Genomic DNA, 21,436 nt, shown 5'->3' with positions numbered 1-21,436 from the left:
TCTGTATCTCTATTTTCTAAAATTATCTTGGTTGGCTAAAAACCATTGATAACTGCTCTTCAAACCTTGTTCGAGTCCAATAGAATATCCCCAACCCAGATTTGTTAGACGAGTCACATCCATTAACTTGCGAGGCGCCCCATCAGGTTTAGTCGTATCGAAGACGATACTGCCCTCAAAGCCAACAACTCTAGAGACGGTCTCAACTAATTCACGGATAGTGCAATCAACACCTGTACCCACATTAATGTGGCTGAGCATGTCTTGGGTGTTATCTGCATAGGTAGATTGATCTAACTCCATCACGAAGATAGACGCGGAGGCCATATCATCAACATGCAAAAATTCACGCATGGGGTTACCCGAGCCCCAGGCAACTACTTCATCTAAACCTGTCAATTTGGCTTCATGGAACCTGCGTAATAAAGCAGGAATAACATGAGAGTTTTCCGGATGAAAGTTATCGTGAGGGCCATATAAATTAGTGGGCATTACGCTGCGGTAATTTCGCCCGTATTGCCGGTTATACGACTCACACAATTTAATACCGGCTATTTTAGCAATCGCATAAGGCTCGTTAGTCGGCTCTAAGGTAGCAGTTAACAATGCTGTTTCTTTCATTGGCTGTTCAGCTAACTTAGGGTAAATACAAGACGAACCCAAAAATAGTAAATCTTGCACACCCGACAGATGAGCACCATGAATAATATTGCACTGGATCATCAAGTTTTGATGAATAAACTCAGCAGGGTAGGTATTGTTGGCAACAATCCCTCCCACCTTAGCAGCCGCTAAATACACCTCATCAATATTTTCAGAAGCAAAAAACGCAACAACCGCATGTTGATCCAATAAATCCAATTCACTACGACTACGCAATACAAGTTCAACATCACCGCGTGTTTCCAACTGCCTAACTATAGCCGACCCAACCATACCGTTATGGCCCGCAACAAAAATTCTTTTCATTTTTAAATCCTTATTCACCACAAAAACAAATTACCACCGAGGGCACAAAGTACAAAGAGGTTAAAATAATCTTAAAAGCTTTGTTACTGCGACATTACTGATGTCTGTGGTTCAATCTTTATATTTATATTTCAAACTACAAATCAACCAAAAAAGGCTACCAAAAACATATTAACCACCGAGGATTCCGGCCACCGCGTGGAGAGCACACAGAGGTTAAATTAAAAACCTTATTGCTGTTTCCTCGGTGCTCTCGGTGTCCTCTGTGGTTCAATCTTTAATCCTTCATTCCACTAAGACCAACAAGTACAACGAAGTTAAGATTAAATACCTTATTCCTATTTTCTCAGTGTCCTCGGTGGTTCAATCTATATTCTTTTATTCCAACCTACATATTAACCACCGAGAACACAGAGATGCTTCGCATTACACACAGAGAATACAATTATTGGTTGATTTACATACTAATTCGTTTAAGCCCATCAGAGAGTTTTTGCACGTTAAAGTTAATCAATAAGCCTGTTTTAATTTCACTTAGCTTTAAATATGTGATCATTTGAGCGGTATGGATAGGCGATAATTTGTCCACCGCCTTCAACTCAACAATTAACTTTTTAGGCAGCAATATATCTATCCGGTACCCACTTTCAATCAACACACCTTTGTAATTGACTGGCAGTACAACTTGGTTTTTCGCCACTATCCCTGCTTTGGCGAGTTCATACATCAAGCAACATTCATAACTAGATTCTAATAAACCAGGCCCTAACTCCTTATGCACTTCTATCGCACAACCAATGACTTTTTGAGTAAGAAGATCCGTTTCCATTACTACCTCCTAAAAAATATTCACCACCGAGTTCAAAATGTATAAAACAACTATTTACCACAGAGTACAATGAGGTAAACGAGGCAGATGGTTAAGATAAAAACACAAGTACTTACCACCGAACCATTCTTTATTAAAAACAACTAAAGCTATTTACCACAAAGAACACCGAGGTAAACGAGATAGATGGTTATGATAAAAACATAAATAACTCACTACCAAGTTCATAGAGTAATGCATATTATTTTCTTGCCTCTGTGTCCTCGTTTTCCTCTGTGGTGAAAATATTGTTCTCGTGCCTCGTGTTTTTTATTCTACCGAGACGTTAACTTTATGACCGTTTGATTTTAGTAAAGCATGTTGTTTGGCTTTATCTAGATCGTGTGCAACCATTTCTGCGCACATTTCTTCAACGGTGATGGCTGGGGTCCAGCCAAGTTTTTCTTTGGCTTTGCTTGGGTCGCCCAGCAAGGTTTCTACTTCGGCTGGGCGGAAGTAGCGGGTATCGACTTTTACGATTACATCGCCCACTGTCAAGGCATGGGCGTTGTCACCAGTGATTGATTTGACTGTGGCTGTTTCGTCTATGCCTTCACCGTTGAATTCAAGCTCTATGCCGAGTTCCTGTGCTGATAAACGTACAAACTCTCGTACAGAAATTTGTTTACCCGTGGCTATCACAAAGTCGTCGGCAACGTCTTGTTGTAACATCATCCACTGCATACGTACGTAGTCTTTAGCATGGCCCCAGTCTCGCAGAGCGTCCATGTTACCCAAGAACAAACATTTTTCTAAACCTTGCGAGATGTTTGCTAAGGCACGGGTGATTTTGCGGGTAACAAAGGTTTCGCCACGGCGGGGTGACTCATGGTTAAACAATATACCGTTACAGGCATACATGCCGTAAGATTCACGGTAGTTAACAGTGATCCAATAGGCATACATTTTGGCTACCGCATAAGGTGAGCGCGGGTGAAACGGCGTGGTTTCTTTTTGGGGTATTTCTTGTACTTCACCGTAAAGCTCTGAGGTTGATGCTTGATAGAAACGGGTTTTCTTTTCAAGTCCTAAAAAGCGAATAGCTTCTAATATCCGTAACGCACCCATAGCGTCGACATCAGCGGTATATTCTGGGCATTCAAACGATACCGCCACATGTGACTGCGCGCCTAAGTTGTAAACCTCATCGGGTTGTACAAGGTTAATGATACGGGTTAAGTTAGAGCTATCGCTTAAGTCACCATAGTGCAGAAAAAACTTGGGACTGGTTTCATGGCCGTCTTGATAAATGTGATCAACACGCTCCGTATTGAATGACGATGCCCGGCGTTTAATACCATGTACCTCATAACCTTTTTCTAATAACAACTCGGCTAAATAAGAGCCATCTTGTCCAGTTACCCCGGTAATTAACGCTACTTTATTTGTCATTTACTTCTTCCTTTAAAATTACTTGTTTTAATTAAACACATATTCTGTTTTAGCTAACAAAGCCAAATTATCAGCGAACTCCGCTAGTATTTGATCCTTGGCTAGATTAGATTCTGCAAATTTACGCGCAACCGTATTATGGCTTGTTAAATCCTGATCTAATAAATGCGTAATACCATCAATAAACGCAGTACTATCTTCAGGCTCGATACGATGAAAAATACCTTCATACTTTGCGGCGATCACCCCTAATTCAGTGTGACGCTCGGCGGTAACCAATGTATGGCCACCTGCGGCTAAAATATTAGTGAGCTTAGAGGGCAAAACTGCATCAGCTGCCCCTTTTTTTTGCACCACGAGGTGAATGTCAGCAAGTGCAAGCATCTGTGGAACATTTTCCCAGGGCTGCAGTGGTTTAAAATAAACGTTTGTTAGCATTCGCTTGGCCGATAGCGCTATAAGGGTATTCGTATAGGCCCCCGCGCCGACTAACACGAACTTTATATCAGTTTGTTCTTGGAAATATTCTGCTGCATCGAAAATAATTTCAAGGCCCTGCTTATAACCTATATTACCTGCATACATAATTATCCTATCACTGGGGTTAAAGTCCCATTCTTTTTTCAAGGCAGAACCATCAGAGTGGGGTGTAACAAAGTCAATGTCTGACCAATTGGGAAAATAAATAATCTTACTTTCATCCACCCCTTTAGCTTTGGCTATTTCCATCATGCTGTAAGAAATAGTGGAAACGGCGTCAAAGCGTTTTAATAACCAGCTTTCTAATCTTTTAACCACGTTCACCATTTTACCTTCACGCACCATACCCAGGCCAAACATGGCGTTTACTTCAAAGTCTTGTATGTGCATGATAGTTTTCGCACCCATTAATTTTGCAAAAATTAATGCAAAAGGTGCACAAAATAAGGTTGGTTGCACCAAAATAACCACATTAGGTCGATTGAAAAGCTGTGTTGCCATGGCAAGGCCGGCAGTAAAGGCAAATGAACATAGGTGAATAAAACGCTTTGGTATGGACACGTTACTTGGAACATACAAAGGACAACGGATCAGTTTTACGCCATTCGTCTTGCCCTGTTTATACCAAAACTTGCGATAACCTGGAGACACTTGCCATTGTGGGTAGTAAGGAGGGGCAACAATAGCGGTAACATCCATGCCTTTTTCGGCAAACGCCTCACACATTTCACCATTGTACTTACCAATCCCTGTGAGTTCAGGGGCATAATTTAAACTTTTCAATAGCACTTTCATAAAGTTAAATCCCATCTATTTTACAACTACTACAAACTGCTAATAAGGGTTAACTAACACTCAGTAGTAACAGATGTTCCGTTTCTTTTTTAGCTTAACAAGTACTTAGACGCATCAACATACTAGAAAATAATGACATTAATATTTCAAAAACCAAACTAAGCAAGTTCCATTCCGTACTACAATACTTTACAACAAACGGCGTGTATAAAATTGCGTGAAGAAATTAAAAGACAGCAATGGCTTGAAATGTGTCATTACTCTAATAGTCTATTTATTTGTTGATATCTTTCTATTGCAATTAGCATTTCCGTAAACGCAGGGGAATAATGACGGCGATTAAAGACTAACTTCACACCTCAAGCCTCTTTTTAACCGGTTTGGCTGGGTTACCAATACAGATCATACCTGCTGGCATATCTTTAAATACCGAACTTCTCGCACCAATTACTGCGCCTTTTCCAATGGTAATACCTGGCGCAATAAAAACATCTGTTGCAACCCAGGCTTCATCTTCAATTATTATGGGTTTAGCATAAATATCGAATGCTTCAGCAGTATGTTTGTGACTGCCGGTACACAAATAAGCACGCTGGGACACCACGGCATTTTTACCTATGCTAATTTCACCCAAGGTATATAAATCTACATTATCTCCCACCCAAGCGTTATCACCTATGGTCAGCTTCCATGGGTAAGTAATTTTTACAGAAGGACGTATGATGACATTTTCACCAATCTTGGCTCCAAACAGTCGAAGTAATAAGTTTCGCCACTTATAAGCAAACTGTGGTGAACCAGCAAAGAGTGTCGATTGTACTATCCACCAAATTTGCACTGTAATTACACCACGCCCACGGAATCCTTCAGGCATATTAAATTTATCAAGTTTTTGGTACTTCACTTATTTAATAACCTCCTATAAAGCTCATCCCATTCCTTCATTACAATATCCTTTGAATAATTTTGTTCTGCTGTTTTGTTTGCTGATTTCCCAACTATTGCTAATGTTTCAGAATTTTTTTGTAATAAATTCAATGTTTCTATATATTCATTTTGTGAATTACATATAAAAAAATCTTTACCGTGTTCGCCTGCTACGCCATCAAAAGCAAAATCACTCCCAACGATAGTCATACCTAACATCATTGAAGAAATAGTTCTATTTTTCAATCCAGTACCATTCTTGTCCGGTAAAATCACTATATCAAAGTCCGAAATAAATACATCGACATCATCAACCCATGTTATGAATGCAATTTTTTCAAAATCCACATCATCAATATCATGATTTTTTAAGTAAACACTTTTACTAGTTCTACCGAGAACTTTTAATTCAACATTACTAACGAACGGAATTACAGTCTTGATAATAAAAAGGAAACCTTCCGATAAATAAGGTACATTTAAATCACCCCAAAATAAAACACTAAGTACATCGTTAGTTCTTCTATATTTTTTATAATCTTTCACCTCAAAAAAAACAGGGATATCTATAAATGTGGCTCTGGGGTAGTCTAGTGATATATTAGAAAGATCATCAGCTGAAACGAGATGGACTGCATCATAGTCTTTTAAAAAAAACATCTCTAACCAATAAGCAATTTTCCAAGAAACAAAAAAACAAGCTTATGAATGGTGCTTTTAGAGGCTAACATTCGCCTTTTTTGTCTTCGAGCCCAAGGGTCAATTAAGCTCATTAGTAGTTTCGAATGCGAATTTCTATAATTTGTAACTGACGTTAATACACCAAAACCTTCGAAATGAATGATGTCAAATAGTTCGTGGCTAATTTTTCGTCTACAAAAAATATTTTTGATTGCAAGAAAAATATAATTAGTTGAATAGTTTTCAAATTTACCAAGTTTTAATTCTGGAATGTCTGTCTTAAGTCTATCTAAATCAAAAGAACTATCACTTTTAATAAAGCCCTGTAATTTAACTATATAACCATTTTTTATGAGGTTTATTATCAAATTTAAGGTTTGATCGTGGGCACCTTCAGCTGGAGGGTAAGACAAATTAGAAACGACAAATAAAATATTCATTAAATTTCAACTAGCGCACTACAAATTCTATCTGCCATGACTTCCACAGAATATAAACGTTGGCAAGAATGTACAATTTGATTGCCTTTTGTCACCCAACGACGACGATCATTGTAAAAACCTAACAACTGCGTTGAAAGAGAATCTATTTCATCTGTTGAAAAAAACGCAGAATTCTCACCTTCGATTGCAGCTTCTATCTCTGGGGCGTGTGGTTCATCTTTAGATATAATCATAGGTACGCCAAAAGAAAAACTCTGAGTGATTGATAAACCTACATAGCCGGGGGAAACACTAACAAATGTACTAGAATAAAGTTTACTAATTTTTTCGTGACCAGCAACATGCCCCAAGAAAAATATTCTTGACCTAATTTCCACAGGTAACGTTGATACGATGTTCTCTAATGACTTTTTCTCACTACCATCACCAACAAATATCAAACGAGCCTCAAAAGAAATGATTTCACAAGCTTTAATGAATCCTTTAAGTAAAATTTTGGTTTTTTCTTTTACCAAGCGACCGACGTAAAGTATATCCTCTCTTTGTGCGTTATTGACAAAACACATTTGACTTTTACTATATAAGGCATTCGGTGCTGCAACCACGTTCAAAAAAGGCGAAATTTCTTTTAGCTCTTTTGATTGACTCTCAGTATAGACTATTACATTTTTGGATAATTTTCTTAATAGCCCCCTAACCATATCTGATTTACTTTTGGCTCCTCCTCTAGGGAACGCATGCCCCCATACGACTACCGGCTTACCTAAAAAGCGTCTTAAAATCACAAGTAACCATACATTTATAATTCTAGGATTCAGATCTAACAGAAGTACGTCACAAGCTAAATATTCTCTAAAAGGTATAAATTGGTATAGAAACTTTCTTTGTAATAAAAACACATTTTTTATTCGCTTATAAAACATATCATTATTATTAATTAATCTAATACTCGGGTCAAAAGCCTGGTCGCCAGCATATATAGTTAATTTATTATTTAAATTTTCAGATATTCGCTTCATTACTTCAAGTCTATAATCACCCATAGAGGTGAAAGACATTATATATTTTCTATTATTCATAATTTCCCTGGCAAATATAAACCCACTTTAAAATAACCCACTTTATAAGCCATATTGAACAATGGTGAGTTCATAAAAATCAAACTATATTTATTTCTTTTACTAATTTTATTAAAGCAGAAGTAGCTTTAATTCTTTCTTTTTTTATATGTTCAATTCTCCTATTTTTTGCAGGGGTACTAAAACAATTACTTTCAAACTTATCTTTAATGGTAGCAGCAATCTCCTGTGCCATATTAGTGCTGAACACAAACGAAGTACCGTCCATTTTTTCTATTACCTCCTCCATACAACCTTGCCTTGTGCCCAATATATATATGCCATACATTGCAGCTTCATATAAAACAAGCGGTTCAGCCTCGTATCTGTATCTACTTGGGAAAACAAAACAGTCTAAACTCTTATAAAAATTTACTCTACCTTCAGTATACAATGGAGCCATGTAAGTTATTTGTGCCATTTCCTTCACTGCAGCAATCACAATTTTTTTTGACACGTCATCACTAAAAGGGCCTGCAATTTTAGCGGTAAAGTTAAAGTTAAGTGAATTTAAAGTCCGGCATACATCTATAAACGCATCTATTCCTTTATCCATTTGTATGTTTGATAAATATCCAATATTTACTTTTTCAACAGGTTTCGAAAAGTAATTATTCTCCGCATCATCAAAAGAAAATAGATTTGAAATAATTGTTATATTTATTTTTTCAACACCATATTTACTAGATAATATATCAGCCATATGATTACTTAGAACAATATGAGTGACTTTATTTCCTGTGATTATCTTTACGATTTTAAAAATATTACTTGTATTATTTAAATAACTAAAAGAATGATGATGGATATATATTTTTCTAGAGAAAGCTCTAACAATCAGAATATAAAAGACATCATAACATTGACCCCAGCCACCATTAATCGACCGATACACTGACTTATTGGTATTTGTACTTAAGTTATAAAATAATTTAAAACAACAAAAGATTGTATGAAAAAACTTAACTATTATCCATAAAATACCATTAAAATAATTAGCCGCATAAGAAGGCGCTGTATTAATGACTACATAATCATCTACCTCAGAACTTACCTTATCTATAAATGCTTTATTTACAACAGACATTCCATGTATAGGTTTGGGCAAATCTAATAAAAAAATCATATCACCCTTAGAATAAATTCAGAAAAAACGACTTTAACTTTAACTTTAACTTTCAGAAAACATCTATCATTTAGTACCTAATAAACATTTAAGTTTATCCATATTGTTTTTAAGTTTAGGTGACGAAGTTAACTCTTTATTAGTAAACCCATTTAACTCTGAGAACAATAACTCCGAGGAAATGGGCATTGTTATAAAACTGGCTTCCAAATTGACTGATATACTTTCTGCAACAGAGTTTTTACGCACAATTACTGTTTTATTGAATTGAAGACCGCGACCTAATATACCAGAAGACTGATCGTATAAAGGCGAATAACATGCCCATATGAAATCGGAGGCTTCATATAAAGCAACCAATTCAGAATCAGTAATTTTTTTATTAAAAATTATGCCACCAACATCTTCAAATTTAGTTATAAGTGAGTCGCTTATACCGCTTATTTTACCCCCTGAAATAAATGAGAAATCTTTTTGTAAAGATTCTGAATTAATATAGTTAGTAATAAATTGATCAAAACCTTTACTCTCATCTTGTTTGCCAATAGCACAGATTATTTTACGACCATTAGCAAGACTGTTAAGCTCATTTACAAATAACTTAACTTGAACCAAATCTGTTAAGGTATACAAAAAATCAATATCGCAAAACTGAAAATCATATATCCAGTCATCGCAAATATTTTCTATTGCAGGGCATACAAAAAAAGGAATAATTGATAACGACGTTGCGTTTTGGTTCTTTTTTATATTTTTTAAGAAAAATCTTTTCAGTTTATGTTTAAAAGTATTTGAAACAGTACATTCTTTAGCCCTAAACACCAAACCAACAGTTTTTAATTTAAATATTGATCTAACAACACTTATTAACCAATAAATAAAGAAACATTCTTCTACCATTAAAAAAAGCAAAGGTTTACGGCTGAATAAGCCAGCAAATAACTTTACTCTTGCGCCGTTTAATTGAGAGGCAGTAAATTTAATATATTCTGTACGATGGCCACTTTCAAAACGTGAATAAAAATTAAAGACTTTATTACTAGACATGTTTTATTTTACTCTTCCGATTATTTGTAGCTCTTTAACTTGTTTGAGATATAAAATTGGCAATGTAATTGCCAAACCGTAAAACATCCCGACAAGCCTCACTCCTAGTGGGTTAGCAGTGAATGTAGCGCTCAAAATGGCAATGCCGATCACATAAAAAAATAACACTCTACTTTTATGTCTTTCATTTATATCTGAAATGTTATTCTTTATATCTTTATATGTTATGTATGCGGCACTTAAAACACAAAAAGGTATAAGCCAGCCGAATAAGAGACCACCACTATATATCGAATACACCCACAAAGAATGCCCGTTCGACCATCTAACAGACTCTTCTAACTTAGTGATATCAATAACTTGCGAGATTTGATCATAATACAAAGGGTCCCAATAATACACTGACCCCATTCCCCTCCCGAAAAATGCTGATGTGAAATTTTCAAACAACATTTTCATTTGACCACTGTATTCAGCTAATCTCGTAACTGTAGTGACATCAAAACCCAAATCCTCTTGTTGTGAAAACAACCTTAACTGCCATGCGGTAAAAGCATCGGGTCTAAAAACCATTATAAGAGGAATAGCAATAACCATTAAAATAGCTAAAGGCATAAATAACCTGACTGCTTTTTTAATCAATGGCCGCCGCTGTGACTGTGGATAAACTACAAAGATAAAAAACAATATAAATGCTGCGCTTAATAGTAACGAACGAGTGACACTTATAACAATAATAACGATACAGGTAAGGCCAATAGCCATAGCCATTTTTGATATTTTTTTCTGCGTCAACAATAAAACAATACCGTAAGCTAAAAACACCACTAGTAAAGGGCTTACTATTTGGTATCTCATTTCATTAAGGGGGATATTTAAAAAAGCAACAGCATATACAGCGGTCCAGCAAACAGAAGTCCACAAAGCCCACAATATAGGTGCGAAAAATATATTTAGATCTCTACCTCGTGAATAAATCATTATTACTATTAACATTGAAAACCCAGACAAAAAATATGGCAGCATTACGCGAACATAATTACCAATTGGAACTTGATTAATTAAGGCTGTTAAAATGGAGCTCGCTAAATAAAACCACCAAATGTTATGAATTATTTTTAATTTGTGTGGGATAGATTTAATGGCTGGGATTTTTGAAAATGAAGCAATAAGAACGATGCCAGCAAATAAAACCGTTGCTAGGAAAAAAAATTGAATTACGGACCCACCATCTTCTGCACCTTTAAAATCTAGAGAAAATGGTAAAATGTACAGGTAGACAAAAAATCTTTCTGTTCTATACATTAATATAACTCAACCGGCTTAATTTACTTTGAATGGTCCTTAACCAGTATTTTAAATAATACATTATGGGATTTACGTTCCTGTTTGATAGCACTATCACAGGATATTTTTCTTCATACTTGTTTACTCTAAATAATCTATCGTTAGTAAAATAGCGGAATGGATATACCCCATAGTCCGAGGGGTCCTTAAAAGGTTTTATGTTTTTACTCTTCGCCAGCAAACTTAGTATTGATTGATCATGTCTATGGTCTATAACCATTTTACTTTTTACTTTTTGTTTATCCGTAACAAAATTTATATTGCTACATAAAGATAGGTATTCTTTTATAAATGTAACCGTTTCATTGGTTTTTTTAATTAATATATAAGTAGCTGAGATTTGATTAGTTAGTCTATATTTATCATCATTTAAATTTAAGGCGTCAAATAAATACTGATTAGTCCATTGGCATTCTATTAATGGTGTTTCAAAAAGCATTATTTCTGCTTTTGCTTTGCCCATTGATTTTATTAAATGATCGATATTATTAACAAAAAAAGAACCTGAGTCACAATAAAATATATAATCTCCCTCATTACTTTTTTCTAATACCTTTAATATGAAATATGGCTTCCATAGCCAATAACCAAAACCTCGCTTTTGGTCAAATATATCTTTATTTACTTTAATAAAATCAGAGTCAATATCGTTAGGCGTAAATTCACAAATTTCATCAAAACCTCCAAAGTGTTTAGCGGTATAAGAATTCACTTTCTGTTTAGAACGAAAATTTTCATCTGCAAAATTAATGAGAATGTTCATGATTATCCTTCTCTATGTACAAAACTACAGTCATACAAAATAAAGCGTTGATGATGTTTATTAAAACTAAGGAAAATATATCTTCAACTGCAAAAGACAAAACATACACAAACGTATAGACAAATAATGGCTTTAAAAAACTTTTTAATGGCATCAATATCTCAAATGTTGGTATTTTGCAGAAGTGAAGTAATGTCCCAAAACAAATTAACGTACTAATAACAGTGGTTATAGCTACACCAATAACACCAAAAAAATGACCAAGTAAAATCAGTGAGGGTACAAATACCAACAGCTGATAGAAAGAAGCTATAGTTACTGATTTGGGATTTCCTTGTGCTCTAATAAACGCGACTAATACTGATATTAATGAACCGATGACCATTGTTACAGATAATATTTGCAATAGTAAAATACTACCACTCCACTGTTCACCCAAAAAAACAACCAAAAGAGGTGCTAATGAGATTATTGTACTTGCACTCACAATTGAGAAAATCAGCATATAACAAAAGAATTTACAGAATGTAGCATGCATGATTTCTTTTGATGCTACATTTAGCCGAGAAAGTGTTGGAAATAAATACTGACCAATAGCCATAGCTACATCTGAGATACCTAACTGACTTATTCTACTACTCATTTGATAAAGCCCTAACTGTTGTGCCCCTAGCAAGACCCCTGTAAGCAATTTGTCTGATTGATTTAAAATAAGATTATTACAATTGCCTATCCATATCCATTTCCCAAAATCAATGTATTTATGAACCTTAAAAGTAGGGTTTAATAAGCGAGTAAAGAACCTCGCGTCTTTACCAAAAAAAACAAATGATGTTAATAATTTTAATAATTCAGATGCAACCAAACCGATGAATATACTAAGTATTCCTGCCCCTGCATTTAAGTAATAAATACAAATAATAATATCAACGATGCCAGCAAAAGCATTAAACAAAAATAACCGATTAAATATACGATGTCGCTGTACCAAGTAATATCTAGGACTATACAAAGATTTAAATAGCGCAGAAATACTAATGAGTAGTGCTGAAAAAATAAAAACATACTTATATTCACTTTCAATGGGGTAAAAATATCCAAATAAAAGTAATATGCAAGCTAAGGCTAATCCACGGCAAGCCAATGACCACCAAACACTGTCTAAATCCTGTAACTCTGGCTCATCTTTAGCCTGTATAACAGCATGAATCAATCCAAATTCAGTTAATGTTTCTGATATAGCGTAAATAATGAGTAATAAGCCTACAACACCCATTTTTTCAGGACCTAAAAAACTAGCTGCAATGAAAAATTTAGCCGCCATTAGTGACTTACTGGTAAAGTGATTAGCAATAACCCAAATATTGTGTGATCTAGAAAACTTAAATATCAATTCAACCTCTTACACTATTTAATCGACTAATCGATTGGAAAAGAGACGTCGGTTTCTCAGTGTCATCACTCTCAATGTCTTCCCCCAATGGAGTGTAATAAATTTCCATCTGCTCTTTTAAGTAAGCCTTTGAGGCTACCATCCAATTTTTTTTACGACTCAACATCTTATTTATAAGCCACGCTATGTAAATCTAATAAATCAGGTGGTTTCGAATCAAAAACATATGTTAATAACATCCCAAGCCCTGAGGAAAACAAATCGATGGGGTCAAAGACGTTAATTTGAGAACTCTTGAGGTGGTCCAAACCAATCACATCATGGCCCTGCCGGTATAACCGTGGGGTAATGAAATTACTGTTAAAGCCAGCGGCACCCGTGACTAAATATGTCATAAATCATTCTCACTAAGATTAGCTGCCACAGACAGGCCGCGGCCAATGCAATAATAAGCAAAGCCATTTTCCGCCATACGCGATGGCTCAAACATGTTGCGACCATCAAATAGGGCATTGGTATTTAATTTTTCTTTAATTAGTTCAAAGTTTGGCGCTCTAAAATTTTTCCACTCGGTGCAAATGACTAAGGCATCGGCGCCTTGTAAAGCCGCTTCTTTGGTGCCCATAAGCCTGAGGTCTTTGCGGCTACCACAAATGCGCTGGGTTTCTTCCATCGCTTCTGGGTCGTACGCTTGTACTTTGGCACCGGCTGCCCATAAAGACGCCATTAATACTAGACTTGAGGCCGCGCGCATGTCGTCGGTATTCGGTTTAAATGATAACCCCCCACAGTGCAAATGTTTTGCCTTTTATGGCATCGGGGTATTGGTCTAGCTTGAAGTGTTTTGAGATGTAACTAAACAACTTGTCTTTCTGGCGAAAATTAACCCGTTCAACCGCTTTTAATATTTCAGACTCGTAACCAATCGCATCGGTGGTGCGCACCAATGCCTGTACATCTTTAGGAAAACAGGAACCCCCGTAACCACAACCTGGATAAATAAATTGATAACCAATACGGGGATCTGAGCCTATACCTTGTCGCACATTTTCAATGTCAGCTCCCACACGTTCAGCAATATTGGCCATTTCATTCATGAAGCTGATTTTTGTTGCTAACATGCAGTTAGCAGCATACTTGGTGAGCTCTGCACTTTTAACGTCCATCACAATGATTTTTTCGCGATTACGATTAAAGGGCTCATAAAGTAGGCGCATTAACTGCTCTGCGACGTTTGAATCAGTGCCTATTATGATGCGATCGGGTCGCTGGCAATCACTGACTGCCGCGCCTTCTTTTAGGAACTCAGGGTTTGACACCACGGTGAATGTCAACTGAGAGTCTCTTTCATTAAGCACTGTTTGCACTTGCGTGCTGACTTTTTCAGCAGTGCCTACAGGAACGGTCGATTTATTAATAATGACCTTATCTGTACTCATGTGAGTGGCGATGGTTTCGGCCACTTTCAATACGTATTGTAGATCTGCTGAGCCGTCTTCATCGGGGGGAGTACCGACTGCAATAAATTGTAGTTTGCCAAATTCAACGCCAAATTTGGCGTCCGTGGTGAAGATGAGGCGTCCTTCAGCATGGTTTTTTTCTACTAGTGCTGTGAGTCCAGGTTCAAAAATAGGCACAATACCTTTTTTTAAGATTTTTAATTTTGGTTGTGTCTATATCTACGCAGCAAACTTCATGCCCTGCGTCGGCAAGAACCGTTGCCTGTACTAAACCTACATAACCAATACCGTAAAACGTCACTTTCATTTTAATCCTTTGAAAATTTAATAATCAATGGGGCAATATAATTGAACCAGTGACTTTTTTGTTTTTTGCTCACCTTCAATCTCAAGTTTTGACAGAACACAATGTTACCAGTCTTACTCATTTGGGTGATGTTTTATAATTTTTTGTGACATTATTTAATACACATTTTTACCAACAAAACCTTTAGTGAAGGTAAACAACACAATTTTAAAATCCATCCACAGTGACCAGTGGCGTATGTATTCCAAGTCGAATTTGATGCGCATTTGCATTTTTTCTATGGTGTCAGTTTCACCGCGCCAGCCATTGATTTGGGCCCAGCCGGTGATAACCGGTTTGACCTTGTGACGCAACATGTAATAGTCCACTCGTTTGCGGTATTCCTCGTTGTTTGACACCGCATGAGGTCGAGGTCCCACAACCGACATACTGCCCACGAGCACATTTAATAATTGCGGCAGTTCGTCTAATGAGGTGATTCGTAAAAACGCACCAAGGGGGGTAATTCTGGCATCGTTCTTAATCGCTTGGGTGACGGTTGCGCCATTTTCATCCACGGTCATGGAACAAAATTTCAATTTCTTGATTTCGTTACCGTCTAAGCCATAGCGGTGTTGTTTAAACATTACTGGGCCTTTAGATGTCAATTTTATGCCTAAGGCAATGACCAGCATGGGTAGGGCAATAAAGGTTAATATTCCCATCGCTAAAATGATGTCTTCGACTCGCTTAAGGGCGGCGCTGCCGCCTTTCATGGGATTATTGTAGATGCTGATGGTTTGTACTTGACCTACATGGGCCATAGTGGCATTCATTAAACAATAGGTGAAAAAATCAGGTATTAATTGCACATTATCGGTAGTGTCACCTAGTTGATAGAGTATTTCTTTGACACTTGCTTCATCAGTGAGTGGCATGGCAATATGTACAATATTGAATTTTTTCTGTTTTGCCTGGGTCACACCCTCAGCAACCGCGCCTTGCAGCAAGGAATGATATTGAGGATCTAGCCGCTCTGGTGCGCGGTCATCGTAAATCGCTAACAAGCGAAAACCGGTTTCGGGGCGACCCTGAATTTGTTCTGCCAGTCGCACAGCTCCTTTGGTTAATCCAATAATAGCCACATTACGAGTGTTAAAGCCTTTGCTCCTAATGTGGAATAAAAAAAGCGCAAAACACAAACTCCAGCCAAGTAGACTCAAGATGGCAAGTGAAAACAACAGCCCAAAGGTTACTCTAGAAAAACTAACGCTTAATTTGGTAAAAAATAAGGAACCTAACACCAGTATTAAAGCGACCGCCCATGACAATATGGTGTAAAATACCAACTGTTTAAAAAAGCCAGCACGCCATGGACGATATAAATTGAAGGACTCTCCAGCTAACGCAAAGCCCACCGTGGCTAAAAAAGAAATCAAAAAGTGTTCGCTATAAGTGACTGAGCCATAGGATTCCACAGCAATTTATCATATTATATAATCCCAAAGACGATACAGTAAAGAAATTTTATTCATGAAAGCAAATTTATTTTATGTTAATTGGGACATGCTACTTGATAGGCCATAATCATCACTTTGCACTATTTCACCACCGTAGACTGCATCATCGGCACGCATTCGTTCTTTGATAAATTCGTGTCCGGCTTTATTTTTAATTGGCACGCCTCTCGCTGTCTCAAAGATGTCTTGGGTATTCCAATAAACCCGCGGCTCAAAAATAATTTTCGCACCTGGATCTTTGTCCAAAAAGGTTTCTGTCAGTAAACCAACGATGTAATAACCTTCGACGAACTCACCTTTTTCATCAAAAAAATAGCGGTCAAAATCCCCATCCCAGGCTATGTCTATGCTTGCTTGATGTGCGATAACGGCCTTGGCAGTGTTTGCCCTGTTCTCTGGCAATAAAGGATTTGGAATGTCATGAGGTAAAGTCCCAACTGGCTGATGATGGACCTTGATAAATTCAATGGACATATTATTCGATATCAACGCAGCCTCAATGGCGTCTTTAGTATCAACTGAACAGCCACCGGCAAGAAACTTGTTCTGTAGTAAGGGTGGCTGAATAATAAGCGGCCAGCCCTTAGTTACCTCTTGATCACTGTAGATTTGTGCAAGATCCCGAATAGCAAAAAGTCTGGTGTCGCCGCTTACCGGTTTGGAGTCTTTTTTAACCAGCTTCATACCATTGTAATCGATAGGGTTATGACTGGCGGTGATTTCAATCCCCCCATCCATCCCGAGATACTTGGTAACGAAATAAATCTCTTCGGTGCCGGTCATTCCCTGGTCACTCACTCGTGCTCCGCCATCAATTAGGCCAGCCGCCAGAGCTAATTTCAAAGGCCTGGACGTAAGTCTTACATCGCCACTACGACGGCCGTTTTAACATGCAAATATTCGGCAAAAGCGCGGCCAATTCGATAAGCCACGCCCCCACAAGCTGCTCAACTAATTTCCCGCGAATATCATAGGCCTTGAAACAGGTGATCGTCATACTACTTCCAAACCATAAATTACTTATGCTGTTCTAATGAAAATGCATGTCGTCCAAGTATATTTTTATACGTAGATTCACACTGTTAGCTAAATTATCTGAACCGAAATATTTGTGTTTATCGAGGCTGGTTTACGTTCGTAATAGCTGGCTATTACTAGTAAGCTCGACAAAGATAAGTGCAGAAAGACCGATGTTATGAGGCACGACTTATCCCTAGTGCAGGTTACTTAACTTCAACGCGGCCGTAGCGATCAGAAAAACGCACAATATCGTCTTCCCCAAGATAGGTGCCCGACTGCACTTCTATTAATTCCAGCGTAATTTTCATCGGATTCTCCAGAGAATGCACCACTCCAATGGGAATATAGGTTGACTGGTTTTCGGATAACAAAAGGGTATCCTCACCGTTGGTCACTTTGGCTGTTCCTGCTACCACTATCCAATGTTCAGCCCGATGATGATGCATCTGTACTGATAATTTTTCACCGGGTTTAACCGTAATACGTTTGATTTGAAAACGTTCACCATTATCGATTGAGTCATAGCTGCCCCAAGGGCGGAATACTTCACGATGAAACACAAATTCCTGACGGTGATTGGCTTTTAGTTTATTCACAATATTCTTAATATCTTGTACTTTGTCCTTGTGAGCCACTAACACCTCATCTTTGGTTTCTTCCACAACGACATCATACAGACCCACCACAGCAATGAGTCGTTGCTCAGCATTAATGTCGCAGTTTTTGACCCCGACAAGAATTGCATCACCAATAATCACATTATTGATGGCTTCTTTCTCCTTGGCGGTTCCCCATAATGGCGACCAACTGCCTACATCACTCCAACCTGCATCGGGCGGCACCACAGCAGTTGCATCAGTCTTTTCCATTACAGCTTAATCAATGGATTCATCGGGACAAGTGGCAAATATCTCAGCATCTACCCGCACAAATTCAAAATCAGGCGTTTTAGTGGCGATGGCTTCTTTGCATATAGCCAGCATTTGCGGCGCGTAATTTTCCAGCTCCTGCAGATACCGACTGACCTTGAACATAAACATTCCGCTATTTCAATAATACTCTGTGGAGTCTAAATAATTCTGGGCAGTAGCAAGATCAGGTTTTGATCTTCCCCTAAATTTAGCCACGGCATAACCCGTGCTATCGGCAGCAAGGGCTTCGCCCCTGCGATTCTAGCCATAACCGGTATGCGAAATGTCTGGTACGATAATGAAAGTTACCAACTTGCATTACTTCGCCAGAATTTCTACTTCACCGATGGCCTGATGAAAAGCTATTTTGTCACCAATGAGATGATCGGATGCCAGAACTAACAGGAACGGATCTTCGCCATTTAATGAGGCATGCAGTGCCGCCAGGGCGATGGCCGGTGCGGTATTCCTGCCCATGGGTTCGAGCAGTATGCCACCATGCTGAATATCTTCCTGACGAAGTTGCTCGCAACTAAAAACGATGGGCGTCATTGCACATAATGATGGGCGAATCAATGTCGGCTCCTTCCAAACGCGCATTAGTGTATTACAACATAATTAGGTCAGAGGTTAAGCGCAAAAACTGTTTAGACAATGCAGTCCTTGATTTACGCCACAATCTACTACCGCTTCCACCAGCTAATACAACAGCTTTCATATTACATCCTTTAATACTTATATTAACGTCACAACAAATTAATGTCGGAATGGTATTAGAGCAACGCCGGAGATTCAGTCAACAATGTGCATATATAGCAAATACCCTGTATAAAAGTGCATAACAGAGGGGTTGTTCCAAATTCAAGGATACACTTAGTCGAATTTTCTTAAACGATTCATTTTTATGCCAAGAAAGCATAAAGTTTAAGTAGTTGGCGAACTGGAACACCTTATTCAACGTTGCTATTTATGCTTGGGTATTGATGACCAACCACATTCGCATTTCTCCTACGCCAGGCAGACAATCTTCCAGATCACAGATGATGCAGGTACTGGGTCTGCGTTATGTTCAGTATTTTAACCGCAGCTACAAGCGAACGGGCACGTTGTGGGAAGGGCATTCAGGTCACACTTAGTTCAAGAAAAAACCTACTTGCTGCAAATTCACAACTATATTAACCTAAATCCGATGAGGGCACGGATAGTTGATGACCCAACTCACTAAAGTTGGTCCAGTTATCAATCTGATGGGCATTGCCAGACATGCAAATTTTTAAGCACGTATGGCACTGAACCAAAAACTAGGAAAACGAGCGAAGAGCGAAATTTAGCCTACCGTGAGTTATTTAGAAATCAAGTCGACGACAGGTTACTGATTGATATTCGTCAAGCAGCTAATAAAATTTTGGTCTCTGGAACTAAACGAGGTGTCAAAGAAGTTGAAACTATGACAGGAAAAAGGTGGGGAAAAGAAGTGAAGCAAGGTGAACCAGTCGGCTACGCTTTGCGGATAAACTTGGTTAATTTTGATCTGCCCCGTTCATGGACCACCCTTTTTTGCAAAGGCTAATAACAATTAACCTTAAGGAAATAATAGGCACATGGAAACAGCTAAGCTAGCGACTAGCATTAATAATAATTCTGGGTATTGATATGCACTTCATCATTGTTTGAAAGTGAGGCAATATCAAACCATTGGTAAGTGCCATGCTGAATGTCTACTGGCAAATGATTTAGCTCATGGTCTATGAGCAAAACGTAAGCTATGGCCACGTAGTGAGTACTAAAATCATCACCAAATACATTGTCGTCATAAAAATGGTCGTAAGGTCCTAGTAGCCTGCCTTGCACAATATTAAATTCCTCACCCAACTCCTCCAGCGTTAAACGCTTAAAAGCCGTCGCCAGAGATTCGTTTTTTAATATTCGTCCTCCTGGAACGAACCAAAAGCCTTTTGCTGGTTTGTTTAAGCGTTGGCCTAATAGTGTTTGTCCCAGATTATTTTTAACCACCAGATCAATTGAAACTAGCGGGGTACTTTCAATCACTTTAGAAAATAGCTCTTTCTCTAAAAACACTCTGCTCGTATCTCCAATTTCGTATTTGATTATCTATTCCTCCATTTCCTTGGTGGCAAACCTGTTCTGCCATTTATTCTCGATATTTTATCTAAAATTCGCGGAGGATTTGTAGCTATCAGTTAATCTACCTTAAATGGATATTTTCGGCGTTGAACTTACTTTGAGGATAAAAAATTTGTAAATAATGATTAATAGTATTGCTGCCAGAGTTAAGCCTGACAAGCCCGCAATAAGATCATAAATATCGAAATTTCGGTATGCGTTAGCTATCTGACTAAACTCATCAATAGTTAATATAAGAGTAGAAAGTGCCAGACTAAAAAAAAGAGTATTAATATATTTTGCTGCTAACAAGCGGCTTAAAGCACGAAAAATAGTGAAAGTAATCACAGTGCCGGCAAAAAAATGCAAGGCTTTATCAGATCCGAATAACAACTCAAAGTATCTTGCAAATTCAGATACACCAAACGAGCGAGAAAGGGAAAGAAAAACTAAACCACAAAATACTATAATAAAAACAATGTCTAATAAAATCTGAAGGTAACTTTTTCTCATAGTTCATTCCAAATACGTTACACTAAAAACAATAATGAACGTGCCAAGTCCAATCTCTGTACACAGAGATATTTATAATAAGTATTGAAAACAAAAAATCATAATACTGCTTTAATTTTTATTAGCAATAAACAACTTTGCCTTATATTAATTAACAAAGATAAGTTGGCGCATATATTTGGCCAATGTTTCTTATCTGTTTTTAGATATTGGAAGATGGCGTAGGAATATTAGATATCCTAAAGTCAAAAAT

The 21,436-nt window shown here is 37.6% G+C and carries 18 protein-coding genes and 3 pseudogenes; 1 reads left to right on the top strand and 20 read right to left on the bottom strand.

Annotation, left to right across the window (positions count from 1 at the left end):
• Positions 1 to 9: 9 nt before the first annotated feature.
• From fcl to C427_RS04260, 18 genes and pseudogenes are all read right to left on the bottom strand, one after another.
• Complete coding sequence (gene fcl / locus C427_RS04345; RefSeq protein WP_007640303.1) at positions 10 to 969, bottom strand: GDP-L-fucose synthase; 960 nt, start codon at positions 967 to 969, stop codon at positions 10 to 12.
• A 457-nt stretch (positions 970 to 1,426) separates the two neighbouring features.
• Positions 1,427 to 1,798, bottom strand: coding sequence for a GxxExxY protein (locus tag C427_RS04340; protein WP_007640302.1), 372 nt, complete (start codon positions 1,796 to 1,798; stop codon positions 1,427 to 1,429).
• A 309-nt stretch (positions 1,799 to 2,107) separates the two neighbouring features.
• Positions 2,108 to 3,229, bottom strand: a complete 1,122-nt coding sequence (gmd, locus tag C427_RS04335) for a GDP-mannose 4,6-dehydratase (protein WP_007640300.1) — start codon at positions 3,227 to 3,229, stop codon at positions 2,108 to 2,110.
• A gap of 27 nt (positions 3,230 to 3,256) precedes the next feature.
• Positions 3,257 to 4,504 (bottom strand): WcaI family glycosyltransferase, encoded by a 1,248-nt coding sequence (locus C427_RS04330; protein WP_007640298.1) that lies wholly within the window; start codon positions 4,502 to 4,504, stop codon positions 3,257 to 3,259.
• Positions 4,505 to 4,856: 352 nt separating this feature from the next.
• Positions 4,857 to 5,408 (bottom strand): putative colanic acid biosynthesis acetyltransferase, encoded by a 552-nt coding sequence (locus tag C427_RS04325; RefSeq protein WP_007640296.1) that lies wholly within the window; start codon positions 5,406 to 5,408, stop codon positions 4,857 to 4,859.
• The gene (locus C427_RS04320) at positions 5,405 to 6,091 is read right to left on the bottom strand and encodes a glycosyltransferase (RefSeq protein ID WP_015430462.1); all 687 of its coding nucleotides are present in this window, start codon (positions 6,089 to 6,091) and stop codon (positions 5,405 to 5,407) included. Before C427_RS04320 ends, C427_RS04325 begins: the two co-directional genes overlap by 4 nt.
• A gap of 2 nt (positions 6,092 to 6,093) precedes the next feature.
• Positions 6,094 to 6,552, bottom strand: a complete 459-nt coding sequence (locus C427_RS04315; RefSeq protein WP_015430461.1) for a hypothetical protein — start codon at positions 6,550 to 6,552, stop codon at positions 6,094 to 6,096.
• The gene (locus tag C427_RS04310; protein WP_015430460.1) at positions 6,552 to 7,634 is read right to left on the bottom strand and encodes a glycosyltransferase; all 1,083 of its coding nucleotides are present in this window, start codon (positions 7,632 to 7,634) and stop codon (positions 6,552 to 6,554) included. Before C427_RS04310 ends, C427_RS04315 begins: the two co-directional genes overlap by 1 nt.
• A 79-nt stretch (positions 7,635 to 7,713) precedes the next feature.
• A complete protein-coding gene (locus tag C427_RS04305; protein ID WP_007640293.1) occupies positions 7,714 to 8,799 on the bottom strand; it encodes a glycosyltransferase in 1,086 nt (361 codons plus the stop codon).
• Between the two features lie 66 nt (positions 8,800 to 8,865).
• Positions 8,866 to 9,846, bottom strand: coding sequence for a hypothetical protein (locus tag C427_RS04300; protein ID WP_007640292.1), 981 nt, complete (start codon positions 9,844 to 9,846; stop codon positions 8,866 to 8,868).
• A gap of 3 nt (positions 9,847 to 9,849) precedes the next feature.
• Positions 9,850 to 11,151, bottom strand: coding sequence for a hypothetical protein (locus C427_RS04295; RefSeq protein WP_007640291.1), 1,302 nt, complete (start codon positions 11,149 to 11,151; stop codon positions 9,850 to 9,852).
• A complete protein-coding gene (locus C427_RS04290; RefSeq protein ID WP_007640289.1) occupies positions 11,144 to 11,956 on the bottom strand; it encodes a hypothetical protein in 813 nt (270 codons plus the stop codon). The genes C427_RS04295 and C427_RS04290 overlap by 8 nt, the downstream gene beginning before the upstream one ends.
• The gene (locus C427_RS04285) at positions 11,940 to 13,349 is read right to left on the bottom strand and encodes an oligosaccharide flippase family protein (protein WP_007640288.1); all 1,410 of its coding nucleotides are present in this window, start codon (positions 13,347 to 13,349) and stop codon (positions 11,940 to 11,942) included. Before C427_RS04285 ends, C427_RS04290 begins: the two co-directional genes overlap by 17 nt.
• 167 nt (positions 13,350 to 13,516) lie before the next feature.
• Positions 13,517 to 13,744, bottom strand: a complete 228-nt coding sequence (locus C427_RS28470; RefSeq protein WP_007640286.1) for an NAD-dependent epimerase/dehydratase family protein — start codon at positions 13,742 to 13,744, stop codon at positions 13,517 to 13,519.
• A pseudogene (locus C427_RS04275) lies at positions 13,741 to 15,116 on the bottom strand (UDP-glucose dehydrogenase family protein). Before C427_RS04275 ends, C427_RS28470 begins: the two are co-directional and overlap by 4 nt.
• A gap of 155 nt (positions 15,117 to 15,271) precedes the next feature.
• Positions 15,272 to 16,573, bottom strand: a complete 1,302-nt coding sequence (locus C427_RS04270) for an undecaprenyl-phosphate glucose phosphotransferase (RefSeq protein WP_007640284.1) — start codon at positions 16,571 to 16,573, stop codon at positions 15,272 to 15,274.
• A 123-nt stretch (positions 16,574 to 16,696) separates the two neighbouring features.
• Positions 16,697 to 17,612 (bottom strand): annotated as a pseudogene (locus C427_RS04265) (phosphomannomutase CpsG); the annotation flags it as partial.
• A gap of 226 nt (positions 17,613 to 17,838) precedes the next feature.
• A pseudogene (locus tag C427_RS04260) lies at positions 17,839 to 19,264 on the bottom strand (mannose-1-phosphate guanylyltransferase/mannose-6-phosphate isomerase).
• Positions 19,265 to 19,478: 214 nt separating this feature from the next.
• On the opposite strand from C427_RS04260, the gene C427_RS24525 reads away from it, so the two are divergent.
• Entirely contained in the window at positions 19,479 to 19,682 is a 204-nt protein-coding gene (locus C427_RS24525; RefSeq protein ID WP_007640281.1) for a transposase, read from the top strand.
• A 493-nt stretch (positions 19,683 to 20,175) separates the two neighbouring features.
• Here C427_RS24525 and C427_RS04255 read toward each other — a convergent pair whose 3' ends face one another.
• Complete coding sequence (locus C427_RS04255; RefSeq protein ID WP_007640279.1) at positions 20,176 to 20,625, bottom strand: GDP-mannose mannosyl hydrolase; 450 nt, start codon at positions 20,623 to 20,625, stop codon at positions 20,176 to 20,178.
• A gap of 132 nt (positions 20,626 to 20,757) precedes the next feature.
• Positions 20,758 to 21,183, bottom strand: a complete 426-nt coding sequence (locus tag C427_RS04250; protein WP_007640278.1) for a VanZ family protein — start codon at positions 21,181 to 21,183, stop codon at positions 20,758 to 20,760.
• Positions 21,184 to 21,436 lie beyond the last annotated feature (253 nt).

The sequence above is a fragment of the Paraglaciecola psychrophila 170 genome (assembly GCF_000347635.1).
In the GTDB taxonomy this organism is placed as follows: Bacteria; Pseudomonadota; Gammaproteobacteria; order Enterobacterales; family Alteromonadaceae; genus Paraglaciecola; species Paraglaciecola psychrophila.
The sequence above is the reverse complement of the archived record's forward strand: the minus strand, read 5'-3'. Positions and strand labels throughout refer to the sequence as shown.